The organism is Corallococcus sp. AB032C (genome assembly GCF_003668935.1).
Classification (GTDB): Bacteria; Myxococcota; Myxococcia; order Myxococcales; family Myxococcaceae; genus Corallococcus; species Corallococcus exiguus.
Map to the genome: position 1 here is coordinate 68,808 of NZ_RAWP01000002.1, position 26,635 is coordinate 95,442.

The window sequence follows — 26,635 nt, forward strand, 5'->3', positions numbered from 1 at the left end:
GTCACTCGTCTCCAATGGTGGCGATGCACTTGAGTTCAATCGCGATGGGCGTGGGCAGCGCGTTGATTTCCAGCGTGGTGCGGCACGGCGGGTTGTCCTTGAAGTACTCCGCCCACAGCCGGTTGTACGTGGGGAAGTCCCGCTTCATGTCCGTGAGGTACACCGTCACGTCCACCAGCCGCTCCCACGACGAGCCCGCGTCCTCCAGGATGTAGCGCACGTTGCGGAACACGGAGTGGCACTGCGTCTCGATGTCGTACGAGACGATGTTCCCCGCCGCGTCCAGCTCCACGCCCGGAATGGCCTTGCTGCCGCGCTCGCGCGGGCCCACGCCGGAGAGGAACAACAAGTTCCCCACACGGCGCGCGTGGGGATAGAGCCCCACCGGCTCCGGGGCCTTCTTCGAATCGATCCGCTCGCCAGCGCTCACGTGTGGCTCTCCCCGCTCAAAGCTTGATGCAGACGTTCTTGGGCTCGGTGAAGAAGCGCAGCGCGTCCCAGCCGCCCTCGCGGCCCACGCCGGATTCCTTCACTCCACCAAACGGCGTGCGCAGGTCGCGCAGCATCCAGGTGTTCACCCAGACGATGCCGCTGTGCAGCCGGGACGCGAACCGGTGCGCGCGCGCCAGGTCCTTCGTCCACACGCTGCCCGCCAGCCCGTAGCGCGTGGAGTTGGCCCACGACAGCACCTCCTCCTCGTCGTCGAAGGGCATGATGGTCGCCACCGGACCGAAGATCTCCTCCTGGTTCGTGCGGCACGTGGGGGCGAGGCCCTCCACCAGCGTGGGCTCGATGAACCAGCCGTTCGCGCAGCGGCCGGGCACGTTCGCGCGCTGGCCGCCGGTGAGGATGTTGCCGCCCTCCTGCTTCGCGAGCGTGATGTAGCCCATCACCTTCTCGAAGTGCTCGCGCGACACGAGCGCGCCCTGGTCCGTGCCGTCCACCAGCGGGTCCCCCACCTTGAGGGCCTTCGTGCGCGCGACCAGCGCTTCCTTGAAGCGCGGATACAGCGACCGCTGCACGAAGATGCGCGGGCCGCACAGACAGATCTGCCCCTGGTTCGCGAACGACGAGCGCAGCGTGGTGGCCAGCGCGTCGTCGAAGTCGCAGTCCGCGAAGATGACGTTGGGGTTCTTCCCGCCCATCTCCAGGGACAGCTTCTTGAACGCGGGCGCGGCCACGCGGGCAATCTCCGCGCCCGTGCGCGTGCTGCCGGTGAAGGAGATGGCGCTCACCTCCGGGTGGCGCGTGAGCGGCCCACCGACGTGAGGCCCCAGACCGTGCACCAGGTTGAGCACGCCCGGCGGCAGCCCCGCGTCGCGGCACACCTGCGACAGGAGGAAGGCCGTCATCGGCGTCACCTCCGACGGCTTGGCCACCACGCAGTTACCGGCCGCCAGCGCGGGGGCAATCTTCCACGTGAGCAGGTACAGCGGCAGGTTCCATGGCGAGATGCAGCCCACCACGCCCAACGGCGAGCGCAGCGTGTAGTTGAGCGCCACGCCGTCCATGGGGTGCGCTTCACTGGAGAACTGCGTCGCCGCGTCCGCGAAGAACTCGAAGTTGAGCACGCTGCGCGGGATGTCCACCGTGCGAGCCACCGACAGCGGCTTGCCCGTGTCGATGGACTCCGCCCGCGCGAAGGCGTCCAGGCGTTCGTGGATGAGGCCCGCGATGCGGCGCAGGTACCGCGAGCGCTCCATCGCCGGCAGGGCGGCCCACGCGGGGAAGGCCCGGCCCGCGGCCTCCACGGCGGACTGCACGTCCATCTCGCGCGAGTCCGGCACGTGCGCGTAGAGCTGGCCCGTCGCGGGCTCCGGCTTGTCCAGCCACTGGCCGCCCGCCGCGGGCACCAGCTCGCCACCGATGTAGTTGAGGACCTTTTCCACGGGCGCGCCCTCCAAGGAGACGCGGCAATGTATGTCGCGGCCGTCCGCGGCCTCCAGGATTCCGAACAGTCGGCGTCGGATGGCGCTCGCTTGCGCGGCCGTCTGGCTCCCAGCGTCTCCGGGACCCGCTCCACTGGTGAATCCTTGGTGGAATTGCGGGCCGGGCATGGAAAAGATTCGCGCATGACCTCGACTGTGGATGTAGCGGCCCTGGCAGGAATCCTGGACGCGGCGCGGCGCGAGCGGCGAGAGATACCGCCCCTGTCGCACGCGCACCCGACCCTGACCGTGCCGGACGGTTACGCGGTGCAGGCGGAGGGCATCCGGCTGCGCGAGGCCCAGGGTGAGCGGGTGGTGGGCCTGAAGATGGGCTTCACGTCGGAGGCGAAGCGCCAGCAGATGAACCTGGGCTCGCCCATCTTCGGCGTGCTCACGGACCGGATGCGCGTGCAGCCCGGCGGCGTGGTGCGCGTGGGCGCGGGCATCCACCCGCGCATCGAACCGGAGATCGCCTTCCGCACGTCGAAAGAACTCAAAGGCAGCGTGACGCGCGACGAGGTGCTGGACGCGTGCGACGCCGTCTTCGCGGCGATGGAGGTGCTGGACTCGCGCTTCGTGGGCTTCAAGTACTTCAGCCTGCCGGACGTGGTTGCGGACAACGCGTCGTCGTCGCTGTTCGTGCCGGGCACCCTGGAGCGCGCCCCGCGCGAGCTGGACCTGACGAAGCTCCAGATGCGCATGGAGGTGAACGGCAAGGTGGAGGGCGAGGCGCGCTCGGACGCCATCTCTGGCGACCCGGTGGTGTCCCTCATCCAGTTGTGCGCGCTGCTCGCCGAGCGCGGTCAGGTGCTGCCCGCGGGAAGCCTGGTGTTGTCCGGCGCGGCCACCGCCGCCTACCTGATGAAGCCCGGCGACCACGTGCGACTCACCGTGGACGGGCTGGGCACCGTGGAGGTCACCGCGGGCGAGTAGCCCGGCGCGCCGTTCCCGAGCGTGAGGATGCCGCTGGTTCCCGGCTCGCTTCGGGACAGCACCTGGCCGGTGGAGGAGACGATGAGGGCCGGGCCCGCGAGCGACGCGCGCACCGCGGGCAGGTGCTGCTCCGCGGCGCGCAGGATGACAGTGCCCACGGCCTGCTCCATCGCGAAGCGGTTGCCCACCAGCGGCAGGTCGCTGGCGAGCACGGCCAGCAGGGTGCCTCCCGCGGCCTGTCCCTGGAGGGCGGTGGGGCGGCTGAAGGCCTCGTAGCAGATGAGGGGCACGACGCTCCGGCCCGCCACGGACAGCCGGGGGACGGCGCTGCCCGGCGTCAGGGGCTCGCTGCTTCCGCGCAGGCCCAGGAAGGCGCGCTCACCCACCGGGACGAGCACCGCCTTGCCCCGGCTCTCCTTGAGACGCCCCTCCGTGTCGAAGGCGCCCGCGGCGTTGAGGTAGTGCCCCTCCGTGCGCAGCGTGAGGCCCGCGATGCTCGCCACCGGCAGGCGCGTGTCCGCGAACGCGGCCAGGGGCACCGGCTGGGGCAGGACGCCCTCGGGCAGCCGCTGGTTGCCGCGCACCGTGCTCTCCGGCCACACGAGCAGCGACGTTCCCCCGGGCACCTCTCGCGGCGGCCGGGCCGACGAGGCCAGGTGCACCACGCCCACGCCCGCGAGCACGTCGTCGACGGGGGCGGGTGGGGGCACCATGGCGAGCGCGCCCAGGACCAGTCCCGCCGGAGCCAGCAACCGGAAGTCGCGCCGGACCGCCGCCTCGCCCACGCTGGCCGAGGCGTAGAGGCACAGCAGCAGCAAGGGCCCCCAGCCCACGAACGCGAGGGCGTGCAGCATGGCGGGCCAGGCCCACTGGGAGTTCAGCAACTGCGTCATGGAGAAGCCGCAGGTCAGCTCCGCCGTGGCTTCACCCGCTGCCCAGGCGAAGGGCAGCCAGAAGCGCGGAGGTACGCGGCGCGCGCGTGTCAGGACCAGCGCCATCGCCGGCACCTGGGAGGCCACCGCCGTCGCCGCCCAGCCCAGCGCCGCCAGCGTCAGGGCGGCTCCGGCGACTCCTGGCGCGAAGTGACGCGCGGTCCCCACCCACCAGTGCAGGGCCACCGCCTGCCGCGCCAGCGCCGCCAGCGCGAGCATGCCCGCGGCGCGAAGGCCGGAGGGCGCGCGGTGCAGGGCCGCCGCCACGCACGCGACGCCCACCCACGCCAGGGGCTGCGCGGTGGGGCCGAGGAAGGCCACCCCCTGCAGCAACCCCCCGAGCAGTGCGAGGCCCCAGTGCATCACCGGCGGAAGCGCTCCGGCGCCACCGGCACCAGGGCCGCGGCGTCCGCGCCGGGAAGGTCCACGCTCACCAGGTTCGGCAGCTTGCGCACGAGGCGCGCCTCCAGCGCATCCACGTCCCAGGCCTCCAGCGTGTCGCGCGCCTGGCTCAGCGCGTCCGCGTCCAGCCGCCAGCGCGTCAGCGGCTTGCCGGAGCGGGTGTGGAAGCGCTCCGCGCGCGCGTCGGCGGTGCCGGGCTGGAAGAAGTCCGCGTCGTAGCGCAGCCCCTGTGGCGGCAGCTTGTAGGTGGCGCCCACCACCAGCGCGCCAGGGACCGCGTCGGCGAGCGCCTCCAGCAGCGGCAGGGAGAAGCCATAGCAGGTGTCCAGCACGATGAGCTCCGGACGGTAGCAGGCCGCGACGCGCGCCAGCGCCTCCGGCCCGGTGTGCAGGTACAGCGGCGGCAGGCTGTGGCCGCTGAAGATGAGCACCTCCGCCGCCGCGTCCCGGGGACAGTCGAAGTCCTCCAGCGCGAGGTTGGGGCACGCGTCATCACCTGCGCCGCACGCCGCCTGTTGGAGCGGCGGCGCGTCCGCGCGGGAGAAGATGGAGACGACGCGCGGCGCTTCCGTCGCCGCGCGCCGGGGAGGCGGCTCACGCGAGCACGCCCCCGACAGGAGCATCAGCGCCCCGAGGACTGCCTTGGGATTCCGGGCGGACATGGGGCGCTGGCTCCAGGACGACGGGAGACTACCTCCAGCAGGCGCAGCCGACCTGACGGCAGTAGTCGCGGCAGTACTGGGTCATGCCGTTGTTGGTGTTGCAGTTCTTGCGGCTGTACTCGCGGCTACAGAGGAGGAAGGAGCCCGTCAGCCACACGACCACGACGACGGCCGCGACCGCGCCGCCCTTGCCGGTGTCGCTCTCCGGGATGTACTGGTGGATGGTGTCGAGCAGCACGACGAACGAGTAGTCAGACACCGGATCCATCACGCCCGTCTTGTGCAGCAGCTCCGCGGCCTCCCGCTCGTTCTTCGCCAGCGCATCACCCACCCGGACGGTGCCGTCGGCGTTGAACGTCATCTTCTGCTGGCCGGCGTCCGTGACGATGAGGGCCTCGCCCGTCTCGTCGTGCATCTCATAGTGGCTCTTGCTGCCCGTCTCCTCGTCGAGGATGTCGATGACCGTCGTGCCGTCGCCGCGCGTGAGCTCCTGGCGCAGCACGAACGCGAGCATGTGGGGCGCCTGCCCTTCCTCCCCCCGCACCTGGACGCGGCCGTAGCGCTCCAGGTGGTTGTCCACCACCTGCGCCGGCTGCACCTCGCGGTGGAGGACGCGGCTCTGCAGCAGTTGGGTCTTCTCCAGCGTCCACGGGCTGGCTTCCGGGCTGCGGCTGCACCCCACCTGGAGGGTGAAGATGCTCAAGAGCAGCAACGAAACGGCGGACTGGAACACGGGGCGCGAAACAGGGGACACGTCACGGGGGTTCATGGGGTGTGACTCCTTGCGGACGGCCTGAACGTGCCTACCGGGAGGGAAGGACGCTCCAGGCCGTTCCTGACCCCTTGAGCACGGTGCATGCCAGGGCCCACCCCCGAGCCAATCCCTGTCACCACCCGCCCGGGACTGTGGCCATCCCGGTCACAAAGACGCTTGTCTTTGTGGCCATGGATGTCACGTGTTGACTGGAAAGCAATTTGGGTTCGTATTCACCACATCCCAGCTTTCAATACAGCAGGCCGTTCTTCGGCTGGAGCGGCGGCGGCAGCTCGGATTCGCCCAGCATCTGCCGCAGGTTGATCTCGATGGTGCGGCACAGCGCCGTCATGGGCGTGTCGCTGACGCCGTCCTCGAAGGGGGCCTCCACGTCGCGGCCCACCGCGTCCAGGGCGATGAAGAGGAACGCGATGATGGCGGTGATGAGCGGCGTGAGCACGCCCAGGTCCGCGACGACGCCCAGGGGCAGCATGGTGAGGTAGGCGCGCACCATGGCGTGCGGAAGGATGTCGTACTGGCGGGGCAGGGGCGTGTTCTTGATGCGCTCGCACGCGCCCAGGTGGTTGGTGAGCTCCGTGAGCGTCTCGTCCATCGCCACGCGCAGGTAGACCTTCTCCGGGTGCTCGATGTCGCTGTACACGCGGCGCATGCGCGTGCTCATCCACAGCAGGATGGCGGCGGGCACGTTCTGCTCCACGCGCAGCGCCTCCAGCACGGACGGCCGGAAGAACGGGGTGATCTCCGGGAAGGGGTCCTGCCGCCGCAGATGGCAGCGCAGCGCGTTCACGAAGCCAATCTGCGCGTAGACCAGCTCGCGCGCGTCCTCGGTGATGCCCTCGAACATGCCGGTGATGATGCCCCGGGGTGACTCCACGGCCGGATGGACGAACGTGGCCAGGTTCGCGCGCGGGATGCTGGGACCGCGCAGGTCGCGCGCCTGGCCGAGCTGGTCCCGCACCGCGCCGTCACCCACCTTGGACCAGGCGGGCGCCAGCGCGGGCCCCTCCGGCTGCACGGCCACCTGGACCAGGCGCGACGCGGCGGAGGGTGTCTCCGGCGTCCCGTCACTGCGCTGCGCACGGGGCGCGGGCAGGAAGGTGAGCACCTGCCGGGCCAGCGTCCGCGACGCGTTCACCAGCCCGCCCCAGAGGGTGCGCGCCTCCCACCAACGCTCGTAGGCGGAGTTGTTGCGGAAGCCGAGCAGCACGCCCAGCGCCGCGGCCAGCAGCGTCACCGGCAACGCAGGCACCGACAGCCACCTGGCGTCCAGCACCTCGTAGCCCAGCGAGATGGCCAGCGCGATGGCGATGTGGACGACGACGGGGCGCCCCGTGTAGCGGAGGATGATCCGCCAGGACAGCATCCGACCGACGATCATCTCCCGGAGCTCCTCTTCGCGGGGCGTGCTGCGTGAGGAGTTGGATGTAGTGATGCCCCCGAGGAGCGGCAATGCGCCGCGTTACCTTCGCGACCCCCGGCCGGACGGGAGTCCCCTCCGCACGCCTGGGGAGCGTGCGGAAGCAAACGAAAGGACGCGTGCGCCCGTCAGGCCCGCGACTTGGAGAAGACGATGCTCGCGCCCGTCGCCGGCACCGTCACGGTGAAGGTGCGCTCCACGGTGGCCAGGCCGTTGCCGCCGCGTGACGCCAGCTCCAGGAAGAACGCGCCCGTGGCTTTCAGGTGGAAGGACTGCGCCCACGACTGGGACAGCGCCTTGAACGCGCCCTTGAAGACGGCGGGCGAGCGCTGCTCGCTGTTGCGCAGGTCCAGCAGGCCCGCGCGCAGGTCGTGCCACTTGGACACGGTGCCGGGGTTCTTCTGGATGACCTCCGCGAACGTCAGCATGCCGTTGCCCAGCAGCCCTTCGCTGTACGCGAAGTGCCCGACGAGCGGGTTCTTCTTCAGGTTCGCGGCGGCCATGTTCGCGGCCACGGCGGCGGACCAGTCCTGCGCCAGGTACTCCTTCCACAGGGGCGCGTAGACGGACTCGCGCACGGTGGGCCGGTCGCGGCACGGCACGCCGTACCAGGGCAGGGCCCGGGCCAGCGCGCGAGCGAAGGCGGAGTGGGCGTCCGGGTCCGCCGCGTGGGTGATGACGTCGCGCAGCGTCCGGTTGTCCAGCTTCAGCTCCACCCGCGTCTCAATCTCCTTGCCGCCGGAAGCGTCGCGGATGCGCTTGAGGACGTCCTCCTCCTCGGCGTCATCCAGCGCGCCCCAGATGATGGCCTCGTCCACGGCCTGGCGCAGGTCGTCGTCCGACAGCTTGCGAGCGTCATGGGCCAGCAGCAGGTACAGGCCCAGGTCGAAGTCCGCCACGGTGGGCGACTTGCGGAACTCCGCCATGTCCGCCTTGAAGTCCGCGGTCCAGCGCATGTACGGCGTGAGCAGCGCGCCCTTGTAGCTGCGCACACCCAGGAACGAGACGCGCTGGGGCGACTCCTTCTCCAGGCTGTTGCGCTGCACCACCTGGGTGAGCTCGTGCACGTCGCTGCCGCCCAGCGCCCACTTGCCCAGCTTCAGGGAGAAGCCCCAGGCCTTGGACTCCTTGTTGACCTCCTTCAGCAGGCACTGCTCCAGCGCCATGCCTTCGGCCTGCATGCGCTGCATCGCGCTGTCCATCCGTCCGGACACCAGCAGCGGGTGCAGCGCGCGGGCCTGGGCGTCGGTGCACACGGTGGACAGGAGCGTGGTCTGCTCGCGCAGGCGCAGGTACTCGTAGCGGAAGCCCGCCTCGAACTTCGATTCCGCCAGCGCCTGGACGCGCGCGCGCACGTCCGTGCGGAGCTTCTCCCACTGCGTGCGCAGCGCCGTGGTGTTGGCCTCCAGCTCCCCGAAGCCCAGCCGGTCCAGGATGATGCGCAGGACCTTGGTCTCGTTCGCGGACAAGGTGTGCGCTTCCAGCTTCGTCATCAGGGAGTCGAACTCGGACAGCGGCACCGACAGGAGCCCTTCGAGCACGTGCTCCACCTGGGAGACGACGGCGGCCGGGTCGGTGAGGCTCGCCTCCACGTGCAGGCTGGCCGTCACGCCCGCCTCGCGCGCCACCACCTTCTTCACCTGCACGCGCACCTGGCCAGCCGCGGGGCGGGAGAAGACGACGGCGTAGTCGTCCACCACCTTCACCTTGGCGGACACGGTGGCGCCCGCCTTGGCCTCGAAGGCCATCATGGTGCTGGCGGACAAGAGCTTCGTCAGCGTCTGGAGGTTGGACGTGTAGACGTCCGTCCAGTCCAGCGTCGCGGTGACGGACAGCTCGCCGCGCGCCTGGAAGGCGATGGCGTCACCCACGCCCAGCTTGTCCAGCGAGGACGTGAGCAGGGGCAGCCGCAGCTCCGGCGCGTTCTTCTTCAGCGCGGCGCGCGCGTTCGTGTCCTGCGTGTGCCGGTGGTAGTCCGCGAGCATCACGCGCACGTCGCCGTTGGCCGCGAGCGCCACGTAGGGCAGCGGGAAGCCGACGTCCGCCTTCACGCGCGCCTCCACGCCGTACTTGAGCCACGCCTGATCACCACCGTAGACGAGCGCCGGTGCCAGCTGCGTCGTCGCGTCGCCGGGGGCCTCGCCCACCACGCCCGCCGCGTCCACGTCCGCCGGGGCGTCATAGCCTTCGATGAAGCCGCGCGCGGACACGTCGAACGCGAACGTCAGGGAGCCCAGCTTCTCTCCCGCGGGCAGCGCATAGCTGGCGGTCGGCAATTCCACGCGGATGTCCGAGCCCTTGAGGGGCGCATCCGGCAGCACCTTCGACACTTCGTCCAGCAGCGCGAGCTTCCACGACATGACGGCTCCCTCCCACGACGTCCACGGAAAGGCCGCATCCTACATCGTCGGTCCCACGTGGGAGGCCGGACGTGAAGCGGGCGCGAGCGACCCACCAGGGAGTCGCCGTCACCGGCTCAAGGCACGTCGTGGACCCGCTGGAGCGCGGGCGCACCGTCCGCCTTCACGACCAGCGGGTCGGGCATCAGCCCCGGGATGCAGGAGCGGATGCTGACCTGGGTTTCATCCACGGGCTCCAGCACCAGCGACGTCGTCCGCGTGGGGAGCGCGCGCGGCCACTGGCCCTTCTCCGCGCGGGCCACGTCCACCTCCGCCAGGGCGATGAGGGCCTCGGAGCGCAGCGTGCGCAGCTCCAATGCTTCCACGTCCTCGGGAGACAGGCGCACCGACGGGGCCTCCGCCTGGCGGAAGTACTCCCCGGCCTTCAGGGTCTCCAGGGCCGCCAGCGAACGGCGGCGCTCCTCGGCCGGTTGATCCGCCACGGCGAGGAGGTGGTCCGCGTCCTCCACCCACTGACGCCACTGGAGCCGGCGCGACAGGGCTCCGGGCTGCTTGGGGGCGTCGAACCACGTGGGCGGCAGCTCGGCGAGGGTGTCGTCGGAGAGCAGGTCGCGGAAGGTGTGGAGCTGCGCGGCGACGGCCTCCTCGTGCAGCATCAGGGACACCGGCGGGAAGCCCTCATGCAGCCGGGTGAGCTGCGAGATGGCCTGGCGCTTGCGGGCCAGGGAGGCCGCGTCGATTGCGTCCGCGCAGGCCCTCCACGTGCGCGCATATCCGGCCGCGGACAGCCGCTGTCCCACGAGCCCTCCGCCCAGGGCCAGCTCCCGGCTCAGCGCGAGCGCGTCCAAGCACGTGTCCACCGCTGGATCCGCTTCACCCCGCGACACGAGCCGCCGCGTCTCCAGCGCCGCGTCCTCCACCACGTGGCGAAGCGCGTGGATCAGCGCGTCCCGGCGCGACACCTCCGGACCGGACAGGGGACGCAGGTCCTCCGGAAGGCCGCCGGACTCCGCGTGGGTGGCGGCGAGCACCCGCCGCATCAAAGGCAGGCCCTGCTCCAGGGCTTCACGGCGGGAGGCGGGGAGGTCCGTCACCGGAGCGCGTCCTTCCGTCACGGCCTCCAGGGTCGCTGCCTCCGCCGCGGTGGGAGCAGGGGTCGCGCGGGCCTGCTGGAGCAGCGCGGGCAGGAGCGGAACCATCGCGTCCCCGAAGGTGCCGGGCCGCGTGGCGGTGATGTGCGCCGGACGCGGGTGCTCCGCGTGCGTCAGCGTGTTCACCTCACGCAGGAGTCGTTCCTCCAGCGCGTCGGTGCGCAGGTGCTGGTGCGCCAGCACCCCGAGGCTCACGAGGACGGACAGGGACACGCCTCCCATGAGGGCGGGGAGGGGGCGCTTCATGGCCATCGGGACGGGACTCCAGGAGGGGGACCTGGAATGTCGCACGAAACGCCGAAGCCCCAACAGCCTCCCACGGAGCGCGACGTTGCCTGGCGAGCAGGAGCCTCACCTCCAGGTCATGGCGCCTGTCAGGTCCTCTACCGGGCAGGCGTGCTCAACCGGCGCAGCAGGAGCTCCGCCAGGTCGCGGGCCTGCGAACGGATTTCAGGTACGGCTGTGGTTTCCCACAGGTCTCCGCGCCGCGTCGGGCCCAGCGTGAAGAGGTGGGCGGAGGGCTGTCCGCGCGCGTCCAGCACCTCGCCGTCGGGCGCCGTCGCCAGCCCCATGCCCAGCGAGTCCGCGCGGGCCTGTCCCGCCTCCAGCAGGCCGCGCAGGACGGGCTGGCCGCGCGAGGCCGGGTTCGACTCGGGGCCGGTGCAGTTGATGACGTGCTGCACGCGCAGCACCTGGGGCTCGCGCTCACCCCGGGGACGCAGGTGGACCGCCACCGCGTCTGGCTCCAACTCGAAGCGGAGCACGCGGCCCGAGTGGAGCGTCAGCCGCCCCTCGCGCCGCCACGCGTCCATCACGTCGTGGATCTCCGGCGCCATGCGGTGGCGGTGCACCTCCCAGTACGCCCGCAGGTGGCGCAGGAACCGCCGCCGCTCCGGCTCCGACAGCCGCTGCCACAACGGCGTCGTCACCGGCCGCAGCGAGTCCACCGCCGCGCGCCAGTCCGCGCCCGCCGCCGCCTGCGCGTCGACCTCCTGGCGCATCGTGCGCAGCACGTCGCGGATGCGCAGCGTGCTGAACGGAACCACGCCCTCCGCGGAAGGGGACGCGGCCTGCGTGGCGGTCTCCGCGTCGCGACAGCGGTCCATCTCCCGGCGCACCGAGCGCAACAGCTCACGGATGCGCAGGGGCTCCGCCGCCGCGGGCGTCTTCGCGCCGTGCGCGCGGTGCGGGTGCGGCAGCAGGCCATGGCGCGACAGCGCGTGCACCGGGCCCTGGTGACCGCGCTCGCCCAGCGACAGCACCGTGTCCACCATGGTGAGCGCCGTGCCGATGAGCAGCACCGACTCACCGGAGCCGACGCCCTCCAGCGCCCCGGGCACCCACGGCGAGCGGTGATAGCGCGCGCTCGCGTACAGCCCGCCGTCTGGCACGCGCAGGTCCGCGGGCATCGCGTTGCCCAGCGCCAGCACCGCGCCCTTCGCCTCCAGGCTCTGGCCGCTCGCGAGCGTCACCTTCACGCCGTCCGCCGTGTCCTCCACCGCGGTCACCTCGTCGCGCGGCGTCTCCAACTGGACGCCCGGCGCGGCCTTCGCGGCGGTGTCCTTCAGCACGGACTCCAGATACTGGCCGTAGCGGCGGCGCTCGGCGAACGCGGATGGCGGCGTGTCCGGCGCCTCCACGCGAAGCCAGCGAAGGAAGTGCTCCGGGTCGTCGACCCAGGCGCTCATGCGGCCGGCCGGGACGTTGAGCAGGTGACGCGCGCTGGTGGTGGAGTACGCGACCCCCCGGCCCAGGCGCTCCCCCCGCTCCACGAGGGCCACGCGCAGGGGCGAACGGGCGCCCCGCAAGAGACAGGCCGCGAGCAGCGTTCCGCTGGCGCCCGCGCCGATGATGATCACGTCCTGCCGGGAGTTCACCGCGCGATTGTAGGTCCGGCCCCCCCGGATGCCATCCCTCCCGAGCGTCGCCACCCGCTCGGATTGTCCGTCGGCCCACGGCCCCTGGCCCCAAGGGCCCACCCCGTGACGGCGGGGCCCGGCGGACCTCAAACCGGCTGGTGCGCCTCGGGCTCCGCGGGGAGGGAAGGGGCAGGGGGCGCGACCGCCAGCCGCTCCCCGATGCGCGTCAACCCCTCGCCATCGCGGGCGCGCGCATGCACCTGCGGATAGTCGGCGAACGCGGTGCCCAGCCACCGGTCCATCACCACGGTGTACAGGCCGTAGTGCCCCTGGTAGCGCGCGTGGTGCAGCGCGTGGAACGTGGGGGTGAAGAAGACGCGGCCCACCCAGGACGTCACGAAGCGCTTCGGCAGCCACTCCGTGTTGCCGTGCCCGAACGCGTTGAGGACGTAGTTGGTCAGCATGTAGGCCAGGATTCCCACCTGCGTGCCCGGGAACACGTGCATGGCCGCGAAGTGCAGGCCGAGCCCGCCGCCCATCAGCACCACCCGCTCCACCACGGAGAACGACAGCGCGGTGAGCGGCTCCGTCACCTGCGCCACGTGGTGCTGCGCGTGGAAGCGGTAGAAGCGCGGCAGGTGCAGCAGCCGGTGCGTCACGTAGAACCACACCTCGAAGCCCACGAACATCCACGCGTACGACCACAGCGCCGTGGACAGGCTGAACGGCGCCATCAGGGGGCCGCTGAAGTACCGGAACGTCCCGATGAGCACCGCGTCCGTCAGCACCACGCCCACCGCCGCCAGCGCCTCGCTGCGCAGCTGCCCCTTCGACAGCTCCCGCCGGTACACCCGGAAGCGCTCCGCCAGCCGCGTGCGCCACACCCCCCAGCCGCCCGCCACCGTCAGCAGCTTGAGCGTCCCCGAGATGAGCAGGACCAGCAGGAACACCATCGGCAGCGACGGATTGTCGGGCAGCAGCATCAGCATCACGGACCTCGCGAAGGCCAGCACACCCCCGGGCCACTCATGCCCGGACACCCCATGGATAATGCCCGTCCGTAGTTATTGTCAAACCTGACAATAGCGATGGGTGCGTTGAACGACGAAGCGGGGGCTAGGATGCGCGGCGATGGCATCCAAGCGTCCCCAGGGCCGGGCTCCGGCCCGGCGCCCCTCCGCTCCCCGTCGCCCCGCGAAGCCCGCCGCGCCCCGGAAGCGGCGCACCCCGGAGGAGGCGCGAGACGCCATCCTCCAGGCCGCCGAGCCGCTGCTCGTGGAGCAGGGGCCGGACAAGGTGGGGCTGCAGGCGGTGGCGAAGGCGGCGGGGGTGAGCCACGCGCTCGTCACGCACTACTTCGGCACCTACGAGGCCCTGGTGCGCGAGGTGCTCCTGCGCCGCAACGAATTGCTGGCTGCGTCCTTCCGGGAGCACCTTCTCGCGGCGGACGCGCCTCCCAGCGCCGGCGCGCTGCTCGAGCGCTTCTTCACCGTGGTCCAGCAGGGACAGCACAGCCGGCTGATGGCGTGGGCGCTGCTCACCGGCCGCGCCGAGCACATGCCGCTCGTGCGCGCGCAGGGCCTGCGGCTGTTGGCGGACGCGCTGGAGTTCCAGTCAGGCCGCGTGGCGGAGGCGCAGGGCACGCCGCCTCCCTCGCGCGACACGGTGGACATGACGCTGCTCGTGGCGCTGTGCGCGTCGCAGTGGTTCCTGCTCGCGCGGGAGGTGCTGCTGCCCGTGATGGGGCGTCCGGCGGACGCGGCGTCGGACGCACGGTTCCGCGAGGTGCTCGGCGGGATGCTCCAGGGGGCTCTCGGGATGAAGCCGCCCGGCGGAGGCTGAAGCTCAAGTCCAGTCGGCCTGCGGGCGCTGCGGCTGCACGAAGGCGCCCGCCACCGGCAGGGACACGCGGAAGACGCTGCCCCGGCCGGGCGCGCTCTCCATCGTCAGCGTGCCGCCCAGCGAGGTGACGATGCCATGGCACACCGCGAGCCCCAGCCCCGTGCCCACGCCCAGCGGCTTGGTGGTGAAGAAGGGGTCGAAGATGCGCTCGCGGTGCTCGGGCTCGATGCCGCAGCCGGTGTCGCGCACCTCCACCAGCACGTGACCGGGCTCTCCGGGACGCGCCACCACGCGCACCTCGTTGCCCTCCGCGTTCCCCGGAGAAATGGACTGCGCCGCGTTGAGCAGCAGGTTGAGGAACACCTGCCCCAACCGTGAGCCGTTGCCCTGCACCGGCGGCACGCCGTCGCACTCCACCACCAGCCGCGCGCGGTGCCGCAGCTCGTGCATGGCCATCTTCGCCGCCGTGCGCACCACCGCGGCCAGCTCCGCGGGCCCGCTGCCCACGTCCTCCGCGCGCGACAGCGTCTGCAGGTCGCGCACGATGAGCCGGATGCGCTCCGCGCCGTCGCGCGTCTCCGCCAGCGCCTCCAGGATCTCCTGCCGGTCCTGCTCCGACAGGCGCTCCTTCTGCTGCAGCTCCTGGTGGATGTACTCCAGGTTGCTCAGGATGAAGGCCAGCGGGTTGTTGATTTCATGGCCCACGCCCGCCGCGATCCGCCCCAGCGCGATGAGCCGGTCCGCGAAGAGCAGCTGGGTCTGCGTCGCGTGCAGCTGCTCCAGGCTGCTGGACAGCTTCGCGTTGGCGGCCTCCAGCGCCGCGGTGCGCTCGCGCACCGTCTCCTCCAGCAGCCGGTTGTCCGCGCAGGGCGTCTCCTCGGTGCACCGGGTGTTGGAGCCGGGGCCCAGGCGCTCGAAGGCCTGGCGGAGCGTGCCCCGCCGCCGCGTCATCGCCGCCAACCGCCCGACCTTCGCTCGTAACGTCATCGCGGCCCGCTCCACCCACGTCCATCCGCGGCCGTCACCGTTCCTCGTGGCGGGGGTCCCTGCTCTCGGGAACGGCCTGTGGACGTCCATCCAACACCGCCGCCCCGTGCCCGGCAAGGTGTGCGCGAGTACGTGATGACGTCGAGCGGACACCGCTTGGGTTTCACGTCCCGGCTGTGATTTTCCACTGGGGATTCGGGCGCGCGGGAGGAACTCACCGCACGCCCGGATGATTCTGGACACGCGGCCCGAGGTGATGCCGGGGCCGTCCATGTCCAGCGCGCTTCACCACCGGTTCAACAGCTGCGTCCGCTTCAGGCGCCGCAGTCCGCGCGGCAGCTGTCCGCCGTGTTGCCGGAGCCCGCGCGCTCGGTGAACTGGCACACGCCGTCACCGCAGCGGAACAGCTCCGTGGGCTTCACGCGCGTGGTGATGGCCGGGTACGTCTTCCCGTTGTACGTGCACTGCGTGTAGTAGGGCTGGCTCGGGTCACCCTTGGTGCAGAACTGCGCGCAGCTGCCAATGTTGGTGATGGGCGCGCAGGAGTCCGCCTTCAGCGACAGGCCGCACGCGCGCGTGGAGCTCTCCGCCGCGCTGAAGTCCCGGTCCCTCGCGGCGAACAGGCCCTCGTTGGTGAAGAGGTTGCCGAAGAAGCACGCCTCCTTCGCGCTGAACTGCGACAGCTCCTCGGCGGAGTAGGGAATCGCCGCGCCCTCCGCGGTGCGGCCCAGCACGGACAGCGCGATGTGCAGGCCGTACTTGTTCGCGTGCGCCGCCAGGCACGCGCTCACCGCCTGCTGCTCCGCCACCGTCGCGGCCTTGCCCGTGGCCCAGCCCGGCGCCAGGCCCAGGCTGCCCTGCCACGTGTACTTCGCCCCGGATGACGTGGACTGGAAGGTGCGCGTCTGCCCTTCAGGCACCGAGCACTTCACGATGTACGCCATCAGCATCGGCGCCGTGTCCGCGTTCTGGCTGAACCACGCGTTGAAGCTCTCGGTGTTCAGTCCGTTGACGGTGAGCCCGTTGACCGTCAGTCCGTTGACGGTGAGCCCGTTGACCGTCAAGCCGTTGACGGTCAGCCCGTTGTCCGCCTGCTGCGCCTGATCCACCGACGTTGGATCGGCCTCCAGCGCCGCGTCCTCCGGCATCGCGCCACCGCAACCCACGAGGGCGAACAACGCCCCCGTCATCAACACCGCCTTCAGGGGTTGGCGTGAGGCAACTTGGTTCCACCACTCGCTGCATCCACTTCCAGGCCGAAAAGCAGGGGTGAGGCGCATGTAGGGGCTCCCGCTCGAGGGAAGTCGGAGGACCGGCTTCCAGAATGTCAGGCAGTCCAGGCTTTCACCTAGAAAGGTGCTGAAACTGTCAGACAGGGGAATCGTGACGGATTCAGGATCTAAAATAAATACGGTTTCGTCAAAAAATTATGGTGTGGGTCTAATTCTCACGGGGGCGGACGTGTGCCGGTGAAAGGCATGGGACCACACGATTCAAGCGGGGTGCCGCGGGGGAGGAGGAGTGCGGGGACGGCGGGGACGGCCTACTGCGGAGGAGGAGCTTCGAGGTACTGGGACGCGGGACGCGTGATGGCGAAGCCACCGGGGTCCCTTACGTTCCAGGTTGCCACATGCGTGACCGGGCCGCCTACCACCTCGGCCTCGCCGGAGTCGCCGCGTGTCTCCGCCTCACCATGGTGGAGGCAGAGGTGGACGCGGGCGTGGACGGCTTCGGCCAGACGCTGCGCCTCGGCTTGCAGTTCTCTCAGGGGCTGAAGGGCGAGCGCGGGAGTGATGCCGGCTGCCACGGGCCGCACGCCCAGAAGCGCGGTGCCCGTCTGGAGCGCCAGGATGAAGTGCTCCGCGCGCAGGCCCTGCTCCAGCGTGTCCATCACGTGGGCGAGCGCGGCGTAGGTGGTGTCGTCGTCCATGTCCGTGGCGGGGAGCACCACCTCCGCGTTCACGGCCAGCACGAGCCGCGTCTGGCTCTCCACCTGATTGGGCTCTTCCGTGGCTTCGCGCAGCGCGGTGAGGAAGGCGTTCACGCTGGGGTAGCGGCGGGTGGCGTCCTTGTCCAGGCACCGGAGCACCACCGCGTCCACGGCGGGGGACACCGGGGCCTTCACGCTGGGGCGCGGAGGAGGGGCTTCCAGGTGCATGCGCTCCAGCTCCAGGCGATCATCGGACTGGAAGGGGTAGCGGCCGGTGAGCAGCTGATACAGGAGCACGCCCAGCGCGTACACGTCCGTGGGCGGCCCGATGGTGCCGCCGCGGAACTGCTCGGGCGCCATCGCGTGCGCGGTGCCCAGTCGCTGTCCCGCGGTGGTGAGCCCCTCCTGCCCGGGCTCCTGCTGGATGAGCTTCGCGATGCCGAAGTCCAACAGCTTCAGCCGGGGCTTCTCCCCCTCCTCCACGACGAGGATGTTGCTGGACTTCAAGTCCCGGTGCACGACGCCCGCGCGGTGCGCCGCCTCCAGCGCGCCGCAGACGGGCTCCAGGTACGCCAGCGCGCGGGACGCGGACAGCCGCCCGCGCTCCTGCACCACCTGGCTCAGCGTTCGCCCGGAGAGCAGCTCCATCACGTAGTAGGGGCTGCCGTCCGGCATCAGCCCGAAGTCGTAGACGTCCACGATGTTCGGGTGGTGGATCTGATTGACGACGCGCGCCTCGCGCACGAAGCGCTGGAGCATCTCCCCCTGGTCCGCCAGGTGCGAGTGCAGCACCTTCACCGCGGCGTGCCGCCCCAGGATGCGGTGCTCCGCCTCGTAGACGCTGCCGTGGCCGCCAGCCGCCAGCATCGCCTTGAGGACGTATTCACCCGCCAGGGTGCCCGGCCCGCGCTCGGCACGGCTGGGTGTGTCGTGCCCCTTGTCCGAGGTATTCGCGTTCGCGCGTGCCTGGATGCGGAAGGTGCTCTCGGAATCCACCGCCATGAATACCCCGCACCCTACCATCCACGGGGTGGGTCGCGAGTGCCCGTGCCGGGTTGGCTGCCCTGCTTGCCTGCCTGGTCGTTCACCAGGAGTCAGGGTCCCTGTCCTGAAGGGGGTGGGGACGTTCATTGGAAGCCGTTGGGGTATGGTCGCGGTCCGGGCCAGGACTTCGGGCCCAAACGGAGCGCGGCGTCATGCACGACAGGCGGCGAGGACACTGCCAGCCCGAGCGCAGGGGGACGCCAGGGGGCTTGCATACATGATGACGTTGGTGGACGAGCTCACGACCTGTGCGGGCCAGTCGGTGACGGCCCCGTCCTCGACCGGGGCGTGCCTCATCCTCATCAGCACCACGACGCCGGCGGCCATCGGCAAGGCGTACCGGTTGGAGCCGGGCGAGCACGTCATCGGGCGCGGGTCGGAAGCGGAGGTGCGCATCGACGACCACGGGGTGTCGCGCAAGCACGCGCGCATCCAGCGCAAGTCGGACGGTGCGTGCCTCGTCACGGACCTGGAGTCCACCAACGGCACGTTCCTCAACGGCCTGCCGGTGTCCACCGCGGAGCTGCAGGAGGGCGACCGGCTCCAGGTGGGCACGGTGACGGTGTTCCGCTTCTCCCGGCGCGAGGTGCTGGAGCAGCGCGAGGAGCAGCTGCGGCAGGCGCTGTCCGCCGCGCGCGTGGGCATCTGGGACTGGAACGCGAAGACGGGGCAGGTGACCTGGAGCGAGCACGTGGACCGGCTCCTGGGCCTGGCCGTGGGCAAGCTGTCCGGCCGCGCCATGGACCTGGAGGAGGTGGTGCACCCGGCGGACCTGCCCAGGCTTCGCGCGGGGCTGGCCACGGCGCTGCAGCAGCGCTCGCAGGTGGACGTGGAGTACCGCATCGAGCCCGCGGGCAGCGGCTACCGCTGGATTTCGTGCAAGGGCGACGTGCTGCTGGACGCGTCAGGGCAGCCCGCGCGGGTGACGGGCACGGTGATGGACATCACCGCGCGCAAGCAGGCGGAGCAGGAGCTGCACCGTCAGGCGCTCATCTTCGAGAGCATCTCCGACGGCGTCGTCATCACGGACCTGGCGGGCGGGGTCATCGACTGGAACACCAGCGCGGAGCGGATGTTCGGCCGCAGCCGCAAGGAGGCCATGGGACAGACGCTCTTCAGCGTGCTGCACCCCGGTGAGCCGGACCGGCTGACGGGCGCCGTCCTCACAGCGCTGGAGGTGTACGGGCGCTGGAGCGGGGAGATGGAGTTCAAGCGCTCGGACGGCATGGCGTGCGTCTGCGAGTCCGTGGTGGTGCCGCTGCGCGACGCGGAAGGGCGCATCATCGCGAACATCATGGTGCACCGCGACCTGAGCGAGCGCCGGCAGCTCCAGGCGCGCCTGGTGGTGGCGGACCGGCTGGCCAGCGTGGGCACGCTGGGCGCGGGCGTGGCGCACGAAATCAACAACCCGCTGGCGTACATGCTGGTGAACCTGCACCTCATCCGCGAGGGGCTGGACAAGATGGAGGCGCAGGGCGCGCCGTCCGAGCCGGTGGCCTCCATCCAGCAGCTGGTGCGCGAGACGACGGAGGGCGCGGAGCGCATCGCGACCATCGTGCGGGACCTGAAGGTGTTCGCGCGCGGCGAGCAGGAGTCGCGCCCCATGCCGGTGGACGTGCGCCGCTCGGTGGAGCTGGCGTGCAAGATGGCGGACAACGTCATCCGCCACCGCGCGCGGCTCGTGACGGAGTTTGAACCCGTCCCCGCGGTGGAGGCGAGCGAGGCGCGGCTGTGCCAGGTGTTCTTGAACCTGCTGCTCAACGCGGCGCAGGCCATTCCGGAGCATCCGTCCTCCGTCACCGAGCATGAGATTCGCGCCATCATCCGTCCGGGCGAGCCGGGCAAGGTGGTGGTGGAGGTGCGCGACACCGGCGTGGGCATGACGCCGGAGGTGCTGGGGCGCATCTTCGATCCGTTCTTCACCACCAAGGCGGTGGGCGTGGGCACGGGGCTGGGGCTGTCCATCTGCCACGGCATCGTGGAGTCCATGGGCGGCTCCATCCACGCGGAGAGCACGCCGGGGCAGGGCAGCACCTTCCGCGTGGTGCTGCGCTCGGCGGCGCACGAGGTGGACCTCTACCCGCGGCTGTCCGCGACGGCGCCGGTGGGGGCGCGGGCGCGCATCCTGGTGGTGGATGACGAGCCCAACGTGACGGTGGCGCTGCAGCGCTCGCTGGCCTCGGAGCACGAGGTGTCCACGGCGAACAGCGCGCAGGCGGCCTTGCGGCTGGTGAACGAGGGCGGCCGCTTCGACCTCATCCTCTGCGACGTGATGATGCCCGGGATGACGGGCATGGACCTGTACTTCGAGCTGGGGCGCTCGGTGCCGGAGCAGGCGGGGCGCATGGTGTTCATGACGGGCGGAGCGTTCACGCCGCGCACGACGTCGTTCCTGCGGGACGTGCCGAACCTCAAGCTGAGCAAGCCGTTGGACCTGGCGCAGCTGCGCGAACTGGTCGGCCGCTCGGCGGAGGCGTCTCGATGAGCGCTCCCTCCGGGCACCCCGCCGCTCCTCCGGAGGTCGCGGCGGGGCCGGAGGCTCCTGGGCCCGTGGCGCCAGTGGGGAGGGAGTTCGCGGGGGCGGAGGTCTCCGAGGGCCGGGAGTGGACGGCCCGGTCGCTGGGGATGGGCCTGCTCATCGGCGCGCTGCTGGCCGTCACCAACCTCTACATGGGATTGAAGACGGGCCTGTGGGACTCGGGCTCCATCGCCGCGGCGGTGTTGGGCTTCAGTGCCCTGGCGCCCTATGGGCGCAGGCGGGGCGTGCCCTACACGCCGCTGGAGAACAACCTCACGCAGACGGCCGCGGCGGCGGTGGGCGCGATGCCCGCGTCGGCAGGGCTGCTGGCCGCGATGCCGGCGCTGGCCCTGCTGGGCACGGGGGTGCCGGGCTGGGGCATCACGGCCTGGGGCCTGGTCCTGGGCGTGGTGGGCGTGCTGGTGGCGGGCTTGTTGCGGCGGCGCCTGCTGGAGCAGGAGGCCCTGCCGTTCCCCACGGGAATCGCCACCGCGGAGCTCATCTCCACGCTGCACGCGGCCACGCCGTCCGAAGCGCAAGGCACGCGGACGGGACGGGGCCGGACGCTGGTGGGCGCCGGGGTGGTGGCGATGGCGCTCACGTGGATGCGCGATGCGCGCGGCTGGCTGCCGGGAATGGTGGCGCTGCCGGGCCGCGTGGGCGGCGTCTCGCTGGAGTCGCTGACGTGGGGCGTGGGCCTGAGCCCCATGCTGCTGGCGGTGGGGATGATGACGGGCCCACAGCTGGCGTTGAGCATGCTGCTGGGGTCGGGGCTGGCGTGGGGCGTGCTCGCGTCGCGGCTCCTGGACGCGGGCCTGGTGGCGGGCTCGGGGTACGAACCGCTGTCCTCGTGGCTGATATGGCCCGGCGTGGGGTTGATGGTGGGCGGGGCGGTGGTGTCGCTGGCGGCGCAGGCGCGGGACTTCCTGGGCGCGGTGAAGGACCTGCGTTCGGTGGGCGTGAGCCGGGGAGGGCTGCCCCGGTGGAGCCTGGGCGTGGCGGCGGTGGCGTGCGTGCTGGCGGTGGTGCTGGGCGGGATGCTCTTCGGGCTGGGAGTCCCGTCGATGCTGGTGGTGCTCGCGCTGCTGGTGCCGCTGTGCGCGGTGTGCGCGCGAGGCGCGGGGCAGACGGACGTGTCGCCCGTGGGCCAGGTGGGGAACCTCACGCAGGTCATCTTTGGCGGAGTGCGGCCCGGAGAGTTGTCGTCCAACGTGGCCGCGGGTTCGGTGGTGGCGGGCGCGGCGGCGCAGACGGGCGTGAGCTTGTGGTCGTTGAAGGCGGGGCACCTGCTGGGGGCGTCGGCCTCCAGGCAGCTCGCCGCGCAGTTGGTGGGCGTGACGGTGGGCGCGGTGGTGGCGGTGCCTGCCTACCTGCTGCTGGTGGACACCTACGGACTGGGGACGGCTGTGTTGCCGGTGCCCGCGGCGGCGCAGTTCCGGGCGGTGGCGGAGGTGTCCGTGCGAGGCCTGGCGGGCTTGCCGCTCTACGCGGGCTGGGCCGCGCTGGTGGGCTTCACGGTGGGGGCGCTGTCGACGCTGGCCGCGAGGAGCCGGGCTTCGCGGTGGTTGCCGTCGCCGGTGGCGATGGGCATCGGCTTCATCACTCCCGCCTACTTCGCGGTGACGCTGTGCCTGGGCGCGGGGATGGTGATGCTCGCGCGGAAGTGGCCGAAGACGACGGACGCGCACGTCTCCTCGGTGGGTGCCGGAGCGCTGGTGGGGGAATCGCTGATGGGACTCTTCGTCGCTGCGACGACGGTGCTCTCGCGGTCGGCGTAGCGACAGGTCCTGGAGCCCCTGGATGCGCCGCTGACGGCGCGTCCCCTCGGTGAGGCGCGCGCTACGCCGCGGGCGTGAGGTCCCGCACCCGCTCCAGCGAGCGGCGGATGCGGTCCTCCATCAGGTTCGGCATGTGCGCCGCGCGCGCCAGCGCTTCTCCGAGCGCGAGCATCGCCTCCGCGAAGTCGCCCCGGCGCCAGGCCGCGAGTCCCATCATCTCCAGGACCTCCAGCGGCTCCTGCTCCACGGAGGCCTGGGCGGAGCGCTCGCGCAGGGCGTGCCACTCCTCCACGGTCGCGTCCTTCGAGGCCAGCTCCACCATCAAGAAGAGCACCTCCTCCGAAGGGCTCAGGTTCACGCCGTGCCGGTTGGTCGCCATCGCCTGCCGCACCTGCTCCAGCAGGTCTCGCGCCCGGTCGTGCCGGTCCGTCCACGCCATGGCCCGCGCCTGGAGCAGCAGCGCCCAGGGCCGGTGCGCCACCTCCGGATGCCGGCGCTCCAGCACGATGGCCCGCGCGATGTGCGGCGCCGCCGCCTCCACGTCGCCCGCCTGGTAGTACAGCTCGCCCAGGTTGTACTCGGCGAAGTACTCCCAGCCCACCACGCCCAGCTCGCGCCCCAGTTGCATGAAGCGCTCCTGGTCCTTCAGCGCGTTCGTCAGGTCGCGCCGCGCCACCCTCAGGTTGCGGCGGTTGTTGATGGCCGAGCCCAGGTGGAAGCGGTCTCCGCGCTCCGTGCACGCGCAGATGAGCTCGTCCAGCACCCGCTCCGCGGCGTCGATGTCGCCCAGGCTCGGGAGGATGGCCACCAGCAGGAGCAGGGAGACGACCAGCGTTTCGTAGCCCGCGTCTCCCAGCTTCCGCGCCCGCTCCGCCGCGGCCTCCAGGGTCATGAGCGAGTCCATCCATTCGCCCTTGCGGAACTGCGTGCGGCCCAGCGCCAGCAGGAGCCGCGCCTGCACATAGGGCGACGTCACCGTCTCCGTCAGCTGCTTCGCTTCCTGGACCCGCGCCTCGCTGCGCGCGTAGTCGTTCACCCAGTCGAGCGCCACCGCCTCGTCGAGCAGCAGCTCCACCTCCGCGCGCGCATCCCCCACGCTCCGCGCCCGCTCGCGCGCGATGGCGAAGTCCGTGAGCGAGTCCTCGTACCGGCCGATGCGGTAGCGCATCAGGCCCCGGCCGCGCAGCGCCGTGAGCCTGCGCAGCTCGTCCTCGGGCTCGATGAGCTCCAGGGCGCGCGTGTACATGGCCTCCGCGTCCAGGTACGCGTGACGGCCGCGCGCGGACTCCGCCAGGTCGATGGTCAGCGCCGCCGCTTCATCGCGCAGGCCCCCCGACGCGGCGTGCAGCGCGAGCCGGGCCAGCCGCTGGCGCTCCTGCGCGCCCGCCGGGCTCAGGTAGTGGCGGTACGCGGCGTGGTGGATGCGCGCCTTCTCCTCCGCGGGCAGGCCCGCGACCACGGCCTCGCGCACCAGCTCGTTGCGGAAGCTCAGCCCCTCCGAGCGGTGCTCCACCAGCAGCCCCAGGTCCAGGAGCCGCCGCGTCGCATGCCCCATGTCCAGCGGGAACTGGGACGCCGCCCCGTCGCGCTCCAGCTCGCGCACCACGCCGTCCGCCGCCGTGCCGGTGAAGGTCGCGCCCAGCAGCGCGCACAGCCGGGCATGCGCGGCGAGCGCCGGAGGCAGCGCGCCCAGTTCGCGGTCCGCCAGCCACTCCACCAGCCGCAGCTCCGGCAGGCGGTCCAGCTCGTCCGTGACGAGGTACCAGTTGCCGCCCGGCGCGCGCTGCCGCACCAGCCCCTGACGCTTGAGGCCGCGCACCAGCTCCACCAGGAACAGGGGCACGCGCTGCGCGCGGTCGATGATGCGCTCCACCGCCTGCGCGGGCACGTTCTCCACCGGCTTGAGCAGCGCGCGGCACAGGGCATGCGCGTCGCCCGGGGCCAGGCCGGACAGGGGCAGGTCCAACTGGCGCGCGGCGCGGGCGCTCCACGCCGGACGGCTCTGCTCGAAGCCCGGGCGCACCAGCACGCAGATCCACAGCGGCACGCGCGTCTCCGCGAGCGCCGCGTACTCCAGCGCGTCCAGCGCCGTCTCCTCCGCGAAGTGCGCGTCGTCCACGATGAGGCACAGGGGCCGTTCGCGGGCGTGCGCCGCCAGCAGCTCGCCCGTGGCGCGCATGGCCAGCGAGCGCAGCGCGCCCGGGGCCGCGGCCCAGCTGTGCAGCTCTGGCCCGCCCGGCGCGTACCACCCGAGCGTCGCGGCCACGCCCGGCCACAGCTCCATGCCCAGCCGGGTGCCCAGCCGGTCGAGGATGGCGGTGCGGCCGTCCTCCTGCGTGTCGGTGTCGTCGCGGTCGAAGCCGTGCAGCGCCACGCGCAAGAGCGTGCGCAGCGTGCCTTCCGGGTCGCCCTGCACGGGCTCACGCGCGCGCAGGGAGTGGACGCGCGCGTGCGGCAGCGCGGCCCTCAGGCGCAGGCCCAGCGTGGAGGACAGGTGGCTCTTGCCGTGGCCCCGGTCACCGCGCACGGTGACGATGGTGGGCGCCGCGTCCGACACCGCGGACCGGGCGCTCTCCAGGAGCTGCTCCAGCTCCATGTCGCGGCCCACCAGCATCGCGCTGCCCAGCTGCAGCACGGTGGCGTCCGGCCGGGGCGCGGCGCCCGAGGGCGCCGGGCGCATCAGCCCGGACCGTCCCGCCACCGGCACGCAAGGCACCTCCGGTACGGCCTCCGCGGCGGCGGGGGAGAGCAGGAGCCCGCGCAGCTCCGCGAGGTGGGGGTAGCGGTCCTCGCGCGCGAAGATGGCGCCCAGGTAGCGGGGGGCGCCGTCGCGGCGGCGCTGCACGGTGACGTTGGCCACGTCCACGATGGACACCGGGGCGAGTCCCCGCTCGGCCAGTCCTTCGGCGGCCCGCAGCGCGCGGCGCACGGGGTTCTCTCCCACGTCCGGGTCGAAGACGCCCGCGAAGCGCTCGCCCTCCGCGAAGGCCATGTGGCCTCCGTAGGCGGCCAGGGCCTTCTGCATCGCCACGGGGTTGGCGCGCGAGAAGGTGAACAGCACCGCCACCGAGCGGCGCGTCTGGGCGGGGCGGACCTCGGGCAGCAGGGTGAGCCGGGGCGCGGGCTGCACGGAGGACTGGCCCGCGTGGTCCAGCGCCGCGCGCAGGGCCTGGGCCACGGCGGCGGCGTCGCGGGGGCGGCGCGCGGGCTCCTTGGCCAGGCAGCGCAGCACGACCTCCTCCACGGGCGGCGCCACCGGGGCGTACTCCGACGGAGGCGGGGGCCGCAGCGACAGGTGCGCCTGGAGCACCTCCGTGAGCGAGCCGAAGAAGGGCGGCCGGCCTGCGATGAGCTCGTAGAGGATGACGCCCAGCGCGTACACGTCCGTGCGCGCGTCCAGGACCGCGTGGCCGGCGCACTGCTCGGGCGCCATGTATTCGGCGGTGCCGGCGAAGGAGGACGTGTCGCCGGGGGTGCCGTCGTCCGCGAGCACGCCGGGGGTCGGACGCTGCACCAGGCCGAAGTCGAAGACGCGGGCGCGCTTGTGGGCGTCGTCCAGGAAGACGTGCTCGGGCTTGAGGTCGCAGTGCACCAGTCCGTGCGCGTGCACGACGGCCACCGCCTCCAGGAGCGCGTTGGCGCGAGGCCCGAACTCCTGCGGCGACATGGGCCCGGACACCCGGGCCAGCCAGTCCGCGAGCGTGGGCAGCGGCACGTACTCCATGTCGACGAAGCGCTGTCCGCCGGGCAGCGTGCCCACGGCATGGAGCGCGGGCACGGTGGGAGGCCCGATGACGCGCAGGGCCTCCGCCTCGCGGGCCAGCTGCGCCTCCGCGAGCGCGATGCCGGGCCGCGCCAGCTTCAGCGCGATGCGTTCACCCTCGGTGCCGTCGGCGGAGCGCTTGTGCGCGGCCAGCAGCACGCCGAAGCCACCGCGCGCGATGACCTTCTCGCAGCGGTAGCCCGGGACGTCGGGCACGACGAGCGAGGCATCGGATGGCGGAGCGACGGGAGGCGAGACGCCGGGCGGGCATGGCGCATGAGAGCCCTCCCAACGCCGCCCGCATGTGAGGCAGCGCGGCACGAGCGCCACTCTATGCCAGCGCCGCCGTGATTT

General features: G+C 71.9%; 18 protein-coding genes. 4 read left to right on the forward strand and 14 right to left on the reverse strand.

The features are described 5' to 3' along the window. Window position 1: 1 nt before the first annotated feature. Complete coding sequence (locus D7X99_RS01255; protein WP_014393721.1) at window positions 2-430, reverse strand: RidA family protein; 429 nt, start codon at window positions 428-430, stop codon at window positions 2-4. 16 nt (window positions 431-446) lie between these two features. Next, window positions 447-1,889: an aldehyde dehydrogenase gene (locus D7X99_RS01260; protein WP_121776085.1), complete on the reverse strand. Its 1,443-nt coding sequence runs from the start codon at window positions 1,887-1,889 to the stop codon at window positions 447-449. Window positions 1,890-2,072: 183 nt separating this feature from the next. Here D7X99_RS01260 and D7X99_RS01265 point away from each other — a divergent pair, with 183 nt between their 5' ends. After that, window positions 2,073-2,861 carry a 2-keto-4-pentenoate hydratase gene (locus D7X99_RS01265; RefSeq protein ID WP_121776086.1) on the forward strand — a complete coding sequence of 263 codons (789 nt, stop codon included), beginning with the start codon at window positions 2,073-2,075 and terminating at the stop codon, window positions 2,859-2,861. Here the strand turns inward: D7X99_RS01265 and D7X99_RS01270 are convergent. From D7X99_RS01270 to D7X99_RS01305, 8 genes are all read right to left on the reverse strand, one after another. Further along, on the reverse strand, window positions 2,783-4,156 hold the full coding sequence (locus D7X99_RS01270; RefSeq protein ID WP_121776087.1) for a nitrilase-related carbon-nitrogen hydrolase: 1,374 nt from the start codon (window positions 4,154-4,156) through the stop codon (window positions 2,783-2,785). The two genes, D7X99_RS01265 and D7X99_RS01270, sit on opposite strands and share 79 nt — an antisense overlap. After that, complete coding sequence (locus D7X99_RS01275; protein ID WP_121776088.1) at window positions 4,156-4,857, reverse strand: hypothetical protein; 702 nt, start codon at window positions 4,855-4,857, stop codon at window positions 4,156-4,158. Before D7X99_RS01275 ends, D7X99_RS01270 begins: the two co-directional genes overlap by 1 nt. A gap of 28 nt (window positions 4,858-4,885) precedes the next feature. Next, window positions 4,886-5,626, reverse strand: coding sequence for a hypothetical protein (locus tag D7X99_RS01280; RefSeq protein ID WP_147475987.1), 741 nt, complete (start codon window positions 5,624-5,626; stop codon window positions 4,886-4,888). Between the two features lie 235 nt (window positions 5,627-5,861). Then, entirely contained in the window at window positions 5,862-7,010 is a 1,149-nt protein-coding gene (locus D7X99_RS01285) for a bestrophin family protein (RefSeq protein ID WP_121776090.1), read from the reverse strand. Between the two features lie 167 nt (window positions 7,011-7,177). Further along, complete coding sequence (locus D7X99_RS01290) at window positions 7,178-9,409, reverse strand: hypothetical protein (RefSeq protein ID WP_121776091.1); 2,232 nt, start codon at window positions 9,407-9,409, stop codon at window positions 7,178-7,180. A 116-nt stretch (window positions 9,410-9,525) separates the two neighbouring features. Then, a complete protein-coding gene (locus D7X99_RS01295; protein ID WP_121776092.1) occupies window positions 9,526-10,812 on the reverse strand; it encodes a hypothetical protein in 1,287 nt (428 codons plus the stop codon). Between the two features lie 131 nt (window positions 10,813-10,943). Next, window positions 10,944-12,437 carry an FAD/NAD(P)-binding protein gene (locus D7X99_RS01300; protein ID WP_121776173.1) on the reverse strand — a complete coding sequence of 498 codons (1,494 nt, stop codon included), beginning with the start codon at window positions 12,435-12,437 and terminating at the stop codon, window positions 10,944-10,946. Window positions 12,438-12,565: 128 nt separating this feature from the next. After that, window positions 12,566-13,408 carry a sterol desaturase family protein gene (locus tag D7X99_RS01305; protein ID WP_121776174.1) on the reverse strand — a complete coding sequence of 281 codons (843 nt, stop codon included), beginning with the start codon at window positions 13,406-13,408 and terminating at the stop codon, window positions 12,566-12,568. Window positions 13,409-13,550: 142 nt separating this feature from the next. Between D7X99_RS01305 and D7X99_RS01310 the strand changes: the two genes are divergently transcribed. Next, window positions 13,551-14,261, forward strand: a complete 711-nt coding sequence (locus D7X99_RS01310; protein ID WP_121776093.1) for a TetR/AcrR family transcriptional regulator — start codon at window positions 13,551-13,553, stop codon at window positions 14,259-14,261. Window positions 14,262-14,264: 3 nt separating this feature from the next. Here D7X99_RS01310 and D7X99_RS01315 read toward each other — a convergent pair whose 3' ends face one another. The 3 genes from D7X99_RS01315 to D7X99_RS01325 all read right to left on the reverse strand — a co-directional run bounded on the left by D7X99_RS01315 (window position 14,265) and on the right by D7X99_RS01325 (window position 18,180). Continuing rightward, complete coding sequence (locus D7X99_RS01315; RefSeq protein ID WP_121776094.1) at window positions 14,265-15,248, reverse strand: sensor histidine kinase; 984 nt, start codon at window positions 15,246-15,248, stop codon at window positions 14,265-14,267. A gap of 314 nt (window positions 15,249-15,562) precedes the next feature. Beyond that, complete coding sequence (locus tag D7X99_RS01320) at window positions 15,563-16,438, reverse strand: hypothetical protein (protein ID WP_121776095.1); 876 nt, start codon at window positions 16,436-16,438, stop codon at window positions 15,563-15,565. A gap of 353 nt (window positions 16,439-16,791) precedes the next feature. Further along, window positions 16,792-18,180, reverse strand: a complete 1,389-nt coding sequence (locus D7X99_RS01325; protein ID WP_121776096.1) for a serine/threonine-protein kinase — start codon at window positions 18,178-18,180, stop codon at window positions 16,792-16,794. Between the two features lie 262 nt (window positions 18,181-18,442). On the opposite strand from D7X99_RS01325, the gene D7X99_RS01330 reads away from it, so the two are divergent. Both D7X99_RS01330 and D7X99_RS01335 read left to right on the forward strand, forming a co-directional pair. Continuing rightward, a complete protein-coding gene (locus D7X99_RS01330) occupies window positions 18,443-20,707 on the forward strand; it encodes a PAS domain S-box protein (protein ID WP_169827979.1) in 2,265 nt (754 codons plus the stop codon). Continuing rightward, window positions 20,704-22,518 carry an OPT/YSL family transporter gene (locus tag D7X99_RS01335; protein ID WP_121776098.1) on the forward strand — a complete coding sequence of 605 codons (1,815 nt, stop codon included), beginning with the start codon at window positions 20,704-20,706 and terminating at the stop codon, window positions 22,516-22,518. The genes D7X99_RS01330 and D7X99_RS01335 overlap by 4 nt, the downstream gene beginning before the upstream one ends. A gap of 61 nt (window positions 22,519-22,579) precedes the next feature. On the opposite strand, the gene D7X99_RS01340 is transcribed toward D7X99_RS01335, so the two are convergent. Beyond that, window positions 22,580-26,497: a serine/threonine-protein kinase PknK gene (locus D7X99_RS01340; protein WP_169826049.1), complete on the reverse strand. Its 3,918-nt coding sequence runs from the start codon at window positions 26,495-26,497 to the stop codon at window positions 22,580-22,582. Between the last annotated feature and the right edge of the window lie 138 nt (window positions 26,498-26,635).